The organism is Ruegeria sp. N8, from assembly GCF_056531325.1.
In genome coordinates this window covers 128,422-141,831 of sequence record NZ_JBQFLQ010000006.1, presented here as the reverse complement: position 1 = coordinate 141,831, position 13,410 = coordinate 128,422, and the positions used below count along the sequence as shown (strand labels likewise).

Annotated in this window: 16 protein-coding genes; 11 read left to right on the top strand and 5 right to left on the bottom strand. The window is 57.9% G+C overall.

Annotated features, from left to right (window positions below; genetic code table 11):
* Nucleotides 1-23: 23 nt before the first annotated feature.
* The 6 genes from ACR0C5_RS13360 (at nt 24) to ACR0C5_RS13335 (ending at nt 3,746) form a co-directional block, all read left to right on the top strand.
* Nucleotides 24-305 (top strand): rod-binding protein, encoded by a 282-nt coding sequence (locus ACR0C5_RS13360; protein WP_170774867.1) that lies wholly within the window; start codon nt 24-26, stop codon nt 303-305.
* Nucleotides 289-648 (top strand): flagellar biosynthesis protein FlgN, encoded by a 360-nt coding sequence (locus ACR0C5_RS13355; protein WP_480877267.1) that lies wholly within the window; start codon nt 289-291, stop codon nt 646-648. The genes ACR0C5_RS13360 and ACR0C5_RS13355 overlap by 17 nt, the downstream gene beginning before the upstream one ends.
* Before the next feature lie 209 nt (nt 649-857).
* Nucleotides 858-2,105 carry a flagellin gene (locus ACR0C5_RS13350; protein WP_170774865.1) on the top strand — a complete coding sequence of 416 codons (1,248 nt, stop codon included), beginning with the start codon at nt 858-860 and terminating at the stop codon, nt 2,103-2,105.
* 77 nt (nt 2,106-2,182) lie between these two features.
* Nucleotides 2,183-2,557 carry a flagellar biosynthesis regulator FlaF gene (flaF, locus tag ACR0C5_RS13345; protein ID WP_170774863.1) on the top strand — a complete coding sequence of 125 codons (375 nt, stop codon included), beginning with the start codon at nt 2,183-2,185 and terminating at the stop codon, nt 2,555-2,557.
* The gene (flbT, locus tag ACR0C5_RS13340) at nt 2,557-2,958 is read left to right on the top strand and encodes a flagellar biosynthesis repressor FlbT (protein WP_170774861.1); all 402 of its coding nucleotides are present in this window, start codon (nt 2,557-2,559) and stop codon (nt 2,956-2,958) included. Before flaF ends, flbT begins: the two co-directional genes overlap by 1 nt.
* On the top strand, nt 2,955-3,746 hold the full coding sequence (locus ACR0C5_RS13335; protein WP_480877263.1) for a DUF1217 domain-containing protein: 792 nt from the start codon (nt 2,955-2,957) through the stop codon (nt 3,744-3,746). The genes flbT and ACR0C5_RS13335 overlap by 4 nt, the downstream gene beginning before the upstream one ends.
* Here the strand turns inward: ACR0C5_RS13335 and ACR0C5_RS13330 are convergent.
* From ACR0C5_RS13330 to ACR0C5_RS13320, 3 genes are all read right to left on the bottom strand, one after another.
* The gene (locus ACR0C5_RS13330; protein ID WP_480877261.1) at nt 3,743-5,329 is read right to left on the bottom strand and encodes a DUF427 domain-containing protein; all 1,587 of its coding nucleotides are present in this window, start codon (nt 5,327-5,329) and stop codon (nt 3,743-3,745) included. The two genes, ACR0C5_RS13335 and ACR0C5_RS13330, sit on opposite strands and share 4 nt — an antisense overlap.
* A 106-nt stretch (nt 5,330-5,435) precedes the next feature.
* A complete protein-coding gene (locus ACR0C5_RS13325) occupies nt 5,436-6,137 on the bottom strand; it encodes a winged helix-turn-helix domain-containing protein (RefSeq protein ID WP_170774855.1) in 702 nt (233 codons plus the stop codon).
* A complete protein-coding gene (locus tag ACR0C5_RS13320) occupies nt 6,109-6,396 on the bottom strand; it encodes a hypothetical protein (RefSeq protein ID WP_480877258.1) in 288 nt (95 codons plus the stop codon). Before ACR0C5_RS13320 ends, ACR0C5_RS13325 begins: the two co-directional genes overlap by 29 nt.
* A gap of 178 nt (nt 6,397-6,574) precedes the next feature.
* On the opposite strand from ACR0C5_RS13320, the gene ACR0C5_RS13315 reads away from it, so the two are divergent.
* The 4 genes from ACR0C5_RS13315 (at nt 6,575) to ACR0C5_RS13300 (ending at nt 10,501) form a co-directional block, all read left to right on the top strand.
* Nucleotides 6,575-7,024: a hypothetical protein gene (locus tag ACR0C5_RS13315; RefSeq protein ID WP_170774851.1), complete on the top strand. Its 450-nt coding sequence runs from the start codon at nt 6,575-6,577 to the stop codon at nt 7,022-7,024.
* Between the two features lie 109 nt (nt 7,025-7,133).
* A complete protein-coding gene (locus tag ACR0C5_RS13310) occupies nt 7,134-7,751 on the top strand; it encodes a ribonuclease HII (protein ID WP_480877255.1) in 618 nt (205 codons plus the stop codon).
* A 107-nt stretch (nt 7,752-7,858) separates the two neighbouring features.
* The gene (locus tag ACR0C5_RS13305) at nt 7,859-8,962 is read left to right on the top strand and encodes a DNA methyltransferase (protein WP_480877252.1); all 1,104 of its coding nucleotides are present in this window, start codon (nt 7,859-7,861) and stop codon (nt 8,960-8,962) included.
* A 138-nt stretch (nt 8,963-9,100) separates the two neighbouring features.
* Nucleotides 9,101-10,501, top strand: a complete 1,401-nt coding sequence (locus ACR0C5_RS13300; protein ID WP_480877249.1) for an adenylate/guanylate cyclase domain-containing protein — start codon at nt 9,101-9,103, stop codon at nt 10,499-10,501.
* Nucleotides 10,502-10,560: 59 nt separating this feature from the next.
* Here ACR0C5_RS13300 and ACR0C5_RS13295 read toward each other — a convergent pair whose 3' ends face one another.
* Both ACR0C5_RS13295 and mutY read right to left on the bottom strand, forming a co-directional pair.
* A complete protein-coding gene (locus ACR0C5_RS13295; RefSeq protein ID WP_480877246.1) occupies nt 10,561-11,697 on the bottom strand; it encodes an alkane 1-monooxygenase in 1,137 nt (378 codons plus the stop codon).
* Nucleotides 11,698-11,754: 57 nt separating this feature from the next.
* Complete coding sequence (mutY, locus tag ACR0C5_RS13290; protein ID WP_480877243.1) at nt 11,755-12,810, bottom strand: A/G-specific adenine glycosylase; 1,056 nt, start codon at nt 12,808-12,810, stop codon at nt 11,755-11,757.
* Nucleotides 12,811-12,891: 81 nt separating this feature from the next.
* Between mutY and ACR0C5_RS13285 the strand changes: the two genes are divergently transcribed.
* Nucleotides 12,892-13,398, top strand: a complete 507-nt coding sequence (locus ACR0C5_RS13285) for a DUF721 domain-containing protein (RefSeq protein ID WP_170774840.1) — start codon at nt 12,892-12,894, stop codon at nt 13,396-13,398.
* Nucleotides 13,399-13,410: the final 12 nt, after the last annotated feature.

The following is a 13,410-nucleotide window of genomic DNA, read 5'->3' as shown; positions in this document are numbered from 1 at the left end:
CGATGCAAATTTCGGAGAAAGCGATGAAGATTACAGCACCAGCCTTCCCTGCAATGCCCGCGTCCTCGGCGGATAGAATCAAGGCCGCAGCGGTCGAGCTTGAGGCGGCATTCCTGTCGGAAATGCTGAATTCCGCCGGGTTGGGGGAGGCACGCAGTTCGTTCGGAGGCGGTGCGGGCGAAGATCAGTTTTCCTCGTTCCTTGTCCAGCATCAGGCCCGCCAACTGGCCGAAACCGGTGGCGTGGGCCTGTCGGAAATTCTGTTTCAATCAATGATGGAGACAACCAATGACGACCAAACCTGACATGGGGCTTCTTAAGTCTTTGGAAGAGGTTCTGGACCTTGAGCGCAACGCGCTGGTGCAGGGTGATCTGGATCAGCTGACCCAGATGGCGCCCGAGAAGGAAAAGCTTATCGATGCAGTCAATGATTTGCAGGTGCTGGACAGCGAAGATCTGATTCGTCTGCAAGACAAGGTCGCGCGCAATCAGGCGTTGCTTGGCAGTGCAGCGGACGGAATTCGCGCCGTTGCAGACCGCATGGCCGAACTGCGCCGGGTACACGGCGCTTTCAGCACCTATGGTGCCGACGGGCAGCGCAGCGATTTTGCCGTGCGCAGCCACGCCAAGCTGGAAAAACGCGCCTAGGTGGCGGTTTGATTCAAATCCAAAATTTCCAGCCTAGGGGCTTTAGCACTCCGTTAGGAGATCAGGGGCCAAGGTGATCGGGCACTTGAAACAGCAAGTGGCGCGAACAGCCGGACGGCGGATCGCACAGATCAGAAAGACGTTAAAGCCCGCAAGTGGTGCGGGGTTAGCACGGGCGCAAAGGGCCCATACGTAAAAAGGAAGAAGCTATGTCCAGCATTCTGACCAACAATGGCGCAATGGTTGCGCTGCAGACTCTGAAATCGGTCAACAAAAATCTGGCGATGACCCAGAACGCGATCTCGACCGGTAAAGACGTTGCCACGGCCAAGGACAATTCAGCGGTTTGGGCGATCTCGAAAGTTATGGAATCCGACGTCAAAGGATTCAACGCGATTAAAGACAGCCTAGCTTTGGGCGAATCGACTGTTGCAGTGGCGCGGAATGCTTCGGAAACCGTGACTGATCTTCTGAACCAGATGAAGGGCAAGATCGTCGCAGCGCAAGAAGACAACGTGGATCGGGCCAAGATCAACGATGACGTAACTGCGTTGAAAGATCAGATTTCTTCTGTTGTCAGCGCTGCACAATTCAATGGTCTGAACCTGGTTGACGGTTCGGCCGGTACAGCCTCGATCCTGGCGTCTCTGGATCGCGACTCTGCGGGGAATGTGACCGCATCGTCGATTTCGGTTGCGTCGCAAAACCTGTCGACCGGCGGCTATACCAGTAAGGGTGTTCTGGCGGGTTCGGACAATGTGACCTCTGACAACGATGCGGCGGGTTTCACGATGGACAAGTCCGGCGGCACCGGAGATATCGTGATCGACAGCTCTACCGACAACTTTGCGGCGGGCGACAAAGTGTCAATCACGATTGGCGACAAGGTTGCGTCCTACACCGTTCAAGACGCTGATCTGGACCCCTCGGGGACTTACGATGCGGCTTATACGGATGCCATCGTTGCAGTTGGCCTGAAGAATCAGATCGACTCCCTAGGCATTACCGGCGTCGCGATTGACTACGACTCGGGATCTCCTGGCACGCTGACCTTTGTAACGGGTACTGCCACAGCGGGCGCGGATGCGGACCGTGACGTGACAGTTTCGGCGCAGTTCACCAATGCGAACGCGGGTGGCCTGGGTGCTTTGGCTTCGATAGACGTGTCCACGGATGCAGGCGCACAGGCTGCGCTGGGAACCATCGAATCGCTGATCGACACTGCGATTGATGCTTCAGCAGCCTTCGGTTCGTCGCAAGGCCGGATCGAGACCCAGAAAGAGTTCATCTCGAACCTGGCGGACTCGTTCAAATCCGGTATCGGCTCGCTGGTTGACGCTGACATGGAAGAGACCTCGGCCCGTCTGCAAGCCCTTCAGGTGCAGCAGCAGCTGGCCACCCAGTCGCTGTCGATCGCCAATCAGGCGCCGCAGTCGATCCTGTCGCTGTTCCGTTAATCTTCGGAACTTGGCCGGGGCGTGGAAACGCGCCCCGGTTCTGACCGCCCTAAGACGGCCCATTGGAAGGATTTCAAGTGATACCGCAAACTCTTGCACAGCGTGCCTACGTACAAACCGCCGCCCCGACGCGCACGCCGCGCGACACCGAATACGAGGCGATTTCCAAGATTACGCATCGCCTCAAGGCAGCAGCAGCTCGTCAGAAATCCGATTTCGGAACTTTTGTTCAGGCGTTGCACGAAAACCGTCGGTTGTGGAACGTCTTGGCCAGTGGCGTCGCGGATTCCGACAATGCGCTGCCCAATGATCTGCGCGCGCGGATTTTTTACCTTGCGGAATTTACCGAGCAGCACAGCGGTCAGGTGTTGGGCAACAAGGCGACGGTTGAACCCTTGTTGGAGATCAATATGGCAGTGTTGCGCGGGCTCAGGCAGATGGGGGCAACCTGATGGGTGGGCTGGTGCTGAAACTTGCCCCGAAAGAACGGGTACTGATCAACGGCGTGGTCGTCGAGAACGGGGACCGTCGCAGCCGGTTTTCAATTATGACGCCGCAAGCCAATGTCCTGCGTTTGCGCGATGCTATTCACCCGGATGAAGTGAACACGCCCGTCCGCCGCGTTTGTTATGCGGCACAGCTGGTGCTGTCGGGCGACATGGAGCCGGATCAGGCGCGCCAACAACTGCTGCGACGTGTCGAGGAGTTGAGCCAGGTGTTCACTGACGCCGATAGCCGAAAGGTGTTGGCTGAGGCCACAGAAGCCCTTTTGGCTGAGCAATTCTACAAATGCCTCAAGTCCCTGCGTACGTTGTTGCCGCGGGAAGAGCGGTTGATGGCCTATCAGCAATGACCTTTCAGCCCGTCATACCTTCTGGCGGTCTGGTTGGCTGGCGGTTTTTGCAGCGTACTTATGACGCGCAACTCGACAGTTTCGCAACCTCAGCGGTCAATGAACGCGAGACGCGGTATTTTCTGGACAATATCTCCAAAGTGCAGACCGCCGATGATTTGGTTTCAGATCGGCGGTTGCTGCAGGTGGCATTAGGCGCTTTCGGGTTGGAGGACGATATCAACAATCGGTTTTTCATCCAGAAGGTGCTGTCAGACGGCACTTCAGCGGATGACGCCTTGTCAAACCGGCTGTCTGACAAACGGTATCGTGAGTTTTCCGAAGCGTTCGGTCTTGGTCCGGGGGAAATTCGTAGAACCGGCTTGGTCACATTCATGGAGGACATTGCGCGGGACAATGTCGTGTCCCGATTTGAGGTCGCGGTGGGTCAATCTGACGAATCCATGCGTATCTCGCTTTTTGCTCAGCACACACTGGCAGATTTGGCGGCGCAGGAGGGCAGTGCAGATACTAAGTGGTTTGAGTTGATGGGTTTGCCACCGCTGCGTAGTATGATGGAAACCGCCCTGGGGCTTCCGTCCAGTTTTGGGCAGTTGAATATAGATAAGCAGTTGGATGTGTTCAAGGACAGGCTATCGCGCCTGACTGGCTCGGATGATCTGGCGCAGTTCACGGATGAGGGGGCCATAGCCGCACTGACGGACAGGTATCTGGCGCGTAGCCAGACCTCGCAGCTGCAGAAAACGATATCGCCCGCGCAGACTGCTTTGATCCTTTTGGGTGGCTAGGGACTTGGCGTTTGCCCGTCCAGTATGTGATCAGCCGCTGTTTTTAGCGCAAAAGATGGCACCGGCTGAGACACATTATGGAGCGCTACGTCCCCAAGGGGTAGCGCGTCGGCGCAGGCGGGGACAATGTCGGACGAGACGACGATCCTGTGACCCACGGTCTTACCGTATTCCCCCAATCGCGCGGCGATGTTGGCGGCCTGACCGATTACGGTGAAATCAAGCCGTTCGCGGGATCCGACATTGCCATAGGTCACACGCCCATAGGCGACGCCGATCGAGCAATCGCAATGGGCATCTGATCCCGAGGCCCGAAACTCACCAAGCTTTTCAACAATACCGATCGCAGAGCGCTGCGCATTGGCACGGGCCGTGATCGAGTTCTCACCTGCGGGGAACACGGCCAAAACAGCGTCGCCGATAAATTTCAAAACCTCGCCGCCATTGTCATGCACGATGCCCGAAACGGTTTCAAAAAACCCATTTAACAGGCTGATATAGCGGGTGCGGCCCAGTTTTTCCTCCAACCGGGTCGAGTTACGTAGATCGCAGAACATGATTGCGGCGTCGATCTCATCCCCGTCGCCGCGTCGGATTTCACCACCCAGAACCCGCGCGCCGGACCGTTTGCCCACATAGGTCTCCAACAAAACCTGCGCATTTTCGCGCTGCATGAACACCTCGTAGAACCGGGCAATCACCGCCGAGCATTCAAAGACAAGACCTAGATTCTCGGTCGTGAACCCATCCGGGTGGTCGCTGGTCAGAGTCAGAACATTGGTGCGGCCATCGGAAAATGGCAGGGGCATGGCGACGTAGTCGGTTGCACCTTTGGCGCGCAAATCCTCGATAATGGGAAAACTGTTATACGGGTTGTCGTCACTCAGCCGCTGGCGAACTCCGCCCAACCCGTTCGAGACATGTCGCAACGGGCTGTTGATATAGGCCGGATGGTCGTGAATTTCATAGGTTGGCACATTGGTCGAGATCTCATCCTCGCCCTTTTCCCAAATGTAGTGCTTGCCAGCGATCAGCGGATGCAGCGACCAGACCAGAATGCTGAGGCGTTGAATGGCAATGCCGTGCTCCAGCATCTTCTCGGACAGCGCTTTGGTAAAGGCTTCCGAGGTTTCGATTTCCGAGGCGCCGCGCATCAGCCAGTCAATCAAAGGGCCGCTGATATTGCCGTCTTGGGGTTGTTCAAGCGTATTGCCACCCAGATCAAGCCGGTCATAGGCGTTGGGCAGGAACCCGATATGGCCCTGAATGGCCTTGCTTTCGGGCAGCGCGTCCTCATACGCCCAGACCGAGTTCGCAAGGCGCTGATCCCCAAGGACCACGTCATGATAGGTTGCCGTTCCCTTGAACGGGCAGAAGGTTTGCAATTCGGTCTCTTCGCTCAATTCGACAGACACATCTGCGCGGGGGATGTAGATCGTCGGAGGCAAGCGGGTTTCATACATCACCACGGCGTTGGCACTTTCAGCCAGCAGCACGTCGCCGCGATAGATGGCGATCCGACCTTTTAGTCGTTCAACCGAGATGCGATAGCCTGTGGAATGCGGAGTGGTGTGGACGTTCATCATCGACCTCCCTGTCCGGGGTCCTATAAGGATGGGACTTCGGACCGGGAATGCCAAGAGGGACCGCGCACAGTTTTTTGCACATGCGGCGTGCGCGGCAGCGGGGTCAGACCATCTGGATCACGTCTTTTTCGATCGACAGCATATATCCCCGTTTGGCGATATTCTTGACCAGCAACTCACTGACCATCTGATTGCCTAGCGCGTCGCGCAGGCGTTTGATCCGGGTTGCCCCGGCGGCCTCTTCGCAATCGGCGGCGTCCTTGCCCGAGATCACCGCCTCGATCTGGGCACCGGACAGGACTTCGTCATCCAGACGGGATTCCGCCAGAACCGACAGGGTCTCCATCGCGGCGGGGGTCAGTTTGAAATCCATATTGTTGAGGTAGACGGTGTTTTCCTCGCGGCTGATCAGCAGGGATGTGACCTGAATACCGGTACGCTCGATCTGGGCCATGCGGCGGTTCAGAAGGACCAGCATCACCAAAAACACCAACGCAGTGACCAGCATCGCGCTGGCAAAGACCAACAGCACGAAGATCACCATACGGTAGCTGGACAAGGTGTCGGCAAATGCAGTGCCGGATTGCGCCAGAATTTCCAGCAGGCGGATCTCGGCCTGTGTGGTCAGGTCGCTTTCGACGAACAACCGCTCGACCCGGGCATTGAACGCGTTTGCGTCGGGCAGGGACCAGAACAGGAAGACGGCGGCAGTGATCAAGATCAGGACAATCGCGGCAATACCAGCGCCGACCAACCGTACCCCGGATCGCCGCGCGTCAGTAACGGAGATAGAATTTTCCGGCATCGGCCTTCCTCTCGTTCAACCCTTCCGGTCCGAAAACCGACATCACGTTCAGCAGGGTCCAGCCCGAGGTGCGCAGCCGCTGGGACACCTCTTGTTGCGCCTGACCCTTGTTGCAGGACGACACCTGCATAACGCCGTAATGCAATCGCAATGGATTGTCCTGCTTGGCTTTGTAATCCGCAAAGCAATCCGCCGCAGACGCCGCCGTGCCGAGCGATATCAGGGCCGCGAAGGCCAGAGAAGAGAGGATAGGTTTCATAGGCTGCATCCTGCGCATGTGTTGCCCTGATATTCAATATCCTAAGGGGTTTGCGGGCCCTGATATTCGATAACAATGTCCCGATATTGCTTGTCGGAGGGCGGTGAACCCAGTGTTGACCCAACGAATTCACGAGCCCAGCCGGGTTCGTCGCAACACGGTCAAAAGGACACGCATCATGCACCGGAAATTTATCGCCCTGATCATCGCAACTGCCGTCGCTGTTACGGGTGTTTCAGCCTCGCAGGCGCGGGCTGCGGATGCCAAGGATATTCTGGGCGGTCTGGCCGCCATCGCCATCATCGGCGCGGGCGTTCACTACTATAACAAGGAAAAGGACAAGAAACGCGCCAGCCGTCACCAAACGCATATCCAACCCCATCACCCGGTGCGTCCCCGCCCGCACCATCTGGCGAAATACGACCTGCCGCAGAAATGTCTGCGCACCTTTGATCACTATTCACCCCGTCATCAATTGCTTGGAACCGGGTGCCTCAAGAAACACTACAAATATGCCAATAGCCTGCCGCGAGAGTGCAAAGTCGGTTTCTGGAATGGCAAGAAGGTCAAGCGGGCCTATGAACCCGCCTGCCTGCGCCAGCAAGGTTATCGTGTCGTTTACAAGTAACCGTTTTCGAGCAGGAGCGGCGTCGCAGAAGCGCCGCGCAGGAGGGGGTGGCGCAAGCCGCCCTCTCTTTTTTGTTGCGATAAGGTCCGAAACAGGATTTTCCAAAAGGATGACGACACCAACCTACGATATTGAACAGACCGCCATGGCTGACGGGTTTCTTCGGATCGCCGGGGTGGATGAGGTGGGCCGGGGCCCCTTGGCCGGGCCTGTTGTTGCCGCAGCCGTGATTCTGAACCCGGTCGACATACCTCAGGGACTGAATGATTCTAAGAAGCTGACAGCTAAACGTCGCGCGGCTTTGGAGGCGGCCATTCGCGAACAGGCTGATTTCGCAGTGGCTGAGGCGACAGTGGCCGAGATAGACGAGCACAACATCTTGCGCGCTTCGCATCTGGCAATGGAGCGCGCGGTGGCCGCTTTGAACCCTCCGCCAGATTATCTGCTGATCGACGGGAACATGATTCCGCGCGGGCTGAGCATACCTGCGCAAGCGGTTGTCAAAGGCGATGCGCGGTCGGTGTCGATTGCGGCGGCCTCGATCCTTGCGAAAAACTGGCGCGATCAAGTGATGGTGGATTTGGCGCAACAGCATCCCGGCTATGGGTGGGAATCGAACGCAGGTTATCCGACAAAAATGCATCGCGAAGCGCTGCGAAATCTTGGTGTGACCCCACACCATAGACGTTCGTTTAAACCAGTCCACAATATCTTGTATCAAGAGTAAATCGTAAGTCTCTGATTCAAAAAAGAAATTGACGGCGAATCGTCTTTGACTCATCCTTGTCTCAACCAAATGAGCGCAAAAGCGCCGTGGACACTTGAGGCAGTGATATGACTACGACCACCAAAAAGGGCGCAAAAGCGCTCCCTTTAAACACGATTCTATCCGGGGACTGCATCGACGTGATGAACAGTCTGCCCGAGGCGTCGGTTGACCTGATCTTTGCAGACCCGCCGTATAATTTGCAGCTGAAAGGTCAGTTGCACCGCCCGGATAACTCTCAGGTGGATGCGGTTGATGATCACTGGGATCAGTTTTCCAGCTTCGGGGCCTATGACCAGTTCACGCGCGAATGGCTGAAAGCAGCGCATCGGCTGTTGAAACCCAATGGGGCGATCTGGGTGATTGGCTCTTATCACAACATCTTCCGCGTTGGCTCGGCCCTTCAGGATGCGGGATACTGGATTCTGAACGACGTCGTCTGGCGCAAATCGAACCCAATGCCGAATTTCCGCGGCAAACGCTTTACCAACGCGCATGAGACGATGATCTGGGCGTCCAAGCGTGAAGGCGCGAAATACACGTTCAATTACGAGGCGCTGAAGGCGTTGAACGAGGGCGTGCAGATGCGCAGCGACTGGGTGCTGCCGATCTGCACCGGGCATGAACGTCTGAAAGATGAAAACGGCGACAAAGCGCATCCGACGCAAAAGCCGGAATCGCTGCTGCACCGGGTGCTGGTCGGTTCGACCAATCCGGGCGATGTGGTGTTGGATCCGTTTTTTGGTACGGGTACGACCGGCGCTGTCGCCAAGATGCTGGGCCGCGAGTTCATCGGGATCGAGCGCGAGGAAAGCTATCGCAGGGTCGCCGAAAAGCGCATCGCCAAGGTTCGCAAATTCGACCGCGAGGCGCTGGAGGTCAGCGCCAGCAAACGCGCCGAGCCGCGCGTGCCGTTCGGCCAGTTGGTTGAACGCGGCATGCTGCGTCCGGGGGAAGAACTCTATTCCATGAACCAGCGCCACAAAGCCAAGGTCCGCGCTGATGGCACGCTGGTCGGCGACAATGTCAAAGGCTCGATCCATCAGGTGGGGGCGCATCTGGAAAACGCGCCGTCCTGCAATGGCTGGACCTATTGGTGCTTCAAGCGCGATGGCAAGACCGTTCCCATCGACGTGCTGCGCCAGCAAATCCGGGCTGAAATGCACAACTGAATACCGCCGGTGCCTGTGGCCTGACACAAGGCACTAAGCCTTGCCCCGCCGGTCTTCGGCGGGGTCTTTTGTTTTCATCACATTCTCACTTCTATATGAATTCTGCAAAGCCCGCCGCGCACCGAGGGAGCCTCAGCCATGTCGGACACCACAGCCAGTCAATCCCGCTTCAGCCGGTTTTTCGTCACTCGCCCGGATCCGGTCGACTTGGACAACAAATACACCGAGGCCGCGCTAGAGAGACACAAGCGAGAAGGACTGGAGCTGGCGGTACGCGCACGTTGGATCGCCATGGGGTTGACCGGCATTCTGCTGGTATTCCTGAACCCTCATTGGGAGGTGTTGTGGTACCATTTCATCCTGTTGCTGATCTGCGCCAATGGCTGGTTGATCCGACGGGCGGGGCAGGTCGGGCAGTCGCGGACCGAGTTGCTGCTGATCTTTGTGGACCTTCTGATCATGACGCTGGGGATGATCGTCCCGAACCCATTCAGTGACGATGTGCGCCCGTTGGCGATGCAGTACCGGTTCGACAACTTCCAGTATTTCTTCATCATTCTGGCCGCCGGGACATTAGCTTATTCTTGGCGGACGGTTGTGGCGATCGGGTCCTGGACCGCGATGATGTGGACCGTTGGCTGGATCATTGCATGGTGGGTCGCCACGCCGTTCCCTGGTATCAGCGAGCGCGTTGCCGAAGCATTAGCGGAGTACCCGGATGTGGCTGAGTTGATGGACCCAAACAGTTTTATGCCCTCGCAACGCATTCAGCAGGTGGTTGTTTTTATCATGGTCGCGGTCACGCTGGGCATTTCGATGAGGCGGCTGAATCGCTTGCTGATGACAAACGCCGGGCTTGAGCGGGAACGGGCAAACCTGTCGCGCTATTTCTCGCCCAATGTGGTGGATGAGCTGAGCCAGAATGACGAACCGCTGAAGCAGGTGCGAAAAGAGAGTATTGCGGTTCTGTTTATTGATATCGTGGGCTTTACAAAATACGCGGCGGGTCGTGATCCTTATGAAGTGATCGAGGTGCTGCGCGGGTTTCATGCGCGTATGGAAACTGAAGTGTTTCGCCATCATGGCACGTTGGACAAATATCTGGGCGACGGGTTGATGGCGACCTTTGGCACGCCGGTGCCGACGCCTTTGGATGCCAGCAATGCGGTGGCCTGCGCGCGCGACATGACCCGTGTGATCAATCAATGGAATACTGACAGGCGCCGCGCGGGTGAGCCGGAAATCCATGTGGGTATCGGAGTGCACTATGGGCCGGTGGTTTTGGGCGATATCGGCGCGAACCGGTTGGAATTTGCAGTGATCGGAGACGCGGTCAATGTGGCGGCCAAGCTCGAGGCTTTGACCCGAGTCAAAATGGCTCAGGTGATATTGAGCGACGAGGTTTGCAGCCAGCTTACAATGGAAGGACATAATGCCGCGACCCTGACAGAGGGGTTTGAAAAGCTGCCGGGCCAGACCGTGCGCGGGGTTGAGCACCCCATGGATATCTGGGTGATGCGGGCGCTTCCGCCGATCTGAATTGCATCATAGATGCAAGGCACATCGTTGGGCCAGGCAGCGCGCGGGGCGCGCTGCGGTCACGCCCGAGGCAATGGGTTTTGCGATTTGTTGTAGGGCTTCCAGTCGCTGACCTCGGGGTAGTAGTGGCGTCTCCAGGCGCGAACGCGCGGGTTCATGACGCGCCACCAAACGGGCGGGATCATGGCGGCGACGGTCATCACAGGGTAACCGTAAGGCAGTTGCGGGGCAGCATCTTCGGAATGGTGCTGTAAAAGGGGAAAACGGCGATTGGGTTTATAGTGGTGGTCCGAATGCCGTTGCAGATTGATCAGCAGCCAGTTTGACGCTTTTTGTGATGCATTCCAGGAATGCTGCGGCTTGACGTGTTCGTATTTCCCATCGCCCAGATGCTTGCGGGTCAGGCCGTAATGTTCGACATAGTTGACCAACTCCAGCTGCCAGATCGCGACACCGGCCTGAAGCAGGAACAGGGCGACGCCGGACCACCCTCCGACCCCAAGAGCCAGCAGCACCATACCGCCCTGCAACACCCAATAGCGCCAGAAGGGGTTCGAAGAGTCCGTCCATGGGCGGTCTTTCCGCGCCAGCTTGTCGCGCTCGGCCTTGAAGGCCGAGGTCAGGCACTGCTGCAGGACGCGGGGATAAAAGCGGTGAAACCCTTCATTATAGCGGGCGGTTACTGGGTCTCGAGGGGTGCCGACATAGCGGTGATGCACCAGCAGATGCTCGGACCGGAAATGCGAATACAGGACCATGGCCAGAAGAATATCGCCCAGCCAACGCTCGAACCGGCCTTTTTGATGCATCAGTTCGTGGCTGTAGTTGATCCCGATTGTGCCAGAGATGACACCCATGCCGAAGAACAACCCGATCTTGGACGCCAAGGACAGGTGATCAGTATGAGTGGCAAACCAGATCAGACCGAACAGCGTGATGAACTGCACCGGGACCCAGATATTGGTCAGCAGGATGTACCAGCGCAGGCCTTTGTCAGGGGTGTCGGGGTCCGCGTTGTTCAGCTCCAGCCCGGTCAGCAGGTCCAGTATGGCAAAGGCCCACCAGGTGAAAATCGGCACAAGAAGAACCCACCAGCCACCAAGGGTGGCCGATATCCAAATTATGGGAATCAGCATGAAGGATACCCAGAAGGGCAGCGCTGATTGCCAGCGGGACAGGGTGTCGGATGAAATCATGCGCCAACTCCGAATGACCGCTTCTGGGATGCTCCAGAGGCCTTTTTGAAAAACCTGTTACTGCCCGAGCCAGAGGTCAAGCGCCTTGCGCATCACAGTTGGAAGAACTTTGGGTCGGAACGTGTGTTTGTCCATGATGATCAGGTCATTCGGGGCTAGATCTTCCGGCAGGGGGGCGGTCCAGACGCGCAGAATCAGGTGGAAATGGGTGAAGGTGTGGCGCACCTCGCCGGGCAGTGCCTGCCAATCCGCCGGGAAGGGCGGTGTCTCGGCTGGCGCATCCGACCAATCTGATCCGGGCCAGCCCAACATCCCACCCAGCAGGCCTTTGTCCGGGCGACGCTCAAGCAGCAGCGCGGCATCGTTACGCTGGGCGATATAGACATGGCCATAGCGCGTGGGCTTTGGTTTTTTGGGCGTTTTGCGCGGCAGGTCAGCCTGCGTTCCGGCCTTGCGCGACAGGCAGGGATCGCGCAGCGGGCAAATCCCGCAGGTAGGTGATTTGGGCGTGCAGATCGTGGCCCCCAGATCCATGACAGCCTGCGCGTAGTCTCCGGGTCGTACGTCAGGTGTCAGCGTTGCGGCTTTGTTCTTTAGCGCAGGTTTCGAGCCGGGCAGCGGGTCGTGAATGTTGTAGAGCCGGGCCATGACGCGTTCGACATTCCCATCCAGCACGGTTTCGGGGCGGTCAAAGGCGATGGCCGAGATTGCAGCGGCGGTATAAGGGCCGATGCCGGGCAAGTCCAGCAACGTGTCATAGGTGTCTGGGAAGATGCCGTCGTGATCTTCAGCCACCGCTCGCGCGCATTTCAGCAGGTTGCGAGCGCGGGCGTAGTAGCCCAGCCCGGCCCATTCGCCCATAACCTGATAATCTGGGGCGGCGGCGAGCGCCTGCACCGTGGGCCAGCGCGTTGTGAACCGCATGAAATAGTCTCGCACGGCGGCCACGGTGGTCTGTTGCAGCATCACCTCGGATAGCCAGACGCGATAGGGGTCAGGCCGCACTCCGGCGGCGCGGTCAACGGGGCTGACGCGCCACGGCATCTTGCGGGCGTGGCGGTCGTACCAGTCCAGCAATTCGCTGCTGACGTCAAATTCGCCTGTGTCACGCAATTTTTAATCATCTCCCTGTCGGGTTTCGCTGGCGCCCGGTGTCCTGCCCTCTACAATAGTAGTGCAGGAGTTGGAAACCAGATGCAGCGCAGACGTTCTTCGACCCGCGGGTTCAAACGCACCGCGACATTGCTGAACGACCAGATCAGACGCGCCGGTGAAAGCCGGGGCTTTGCTGTGTCGCGCCTGTTGACCCACTGGGCCGAGATTGTAGGGCAGGATATGGCTGCCATCGCGCGCCCTGTGAATGTGGGCTATGGCAAGGGCGGCATGGGGGCAACGCTGACCGTGCTGACCACTGGCCCGCAAGCCCCGATGCTGGAAATGCAAAAGGAACAGCTGCGCGGCAAGGTGAATGCGGTCTACGGCTATAACGCCATCAGCCGGGTGCGCATCACCCAGACCGCTCCGACAGGATTTGCCGAGGGGCAGGCCAGTTTCGATCACAAACCGAAAGTGGTGAAACCCACACTGAAACCGGAAATCGCGGCCGAGGCGGACCGGGCAGCGCAAGACGTCCATGATGGCGACCTGCGTGCAGCCCTTGAACGTCTGGGTCGTAACGTTCTATCCAAACAAAAACGCTGAGAAAGGGCTGAT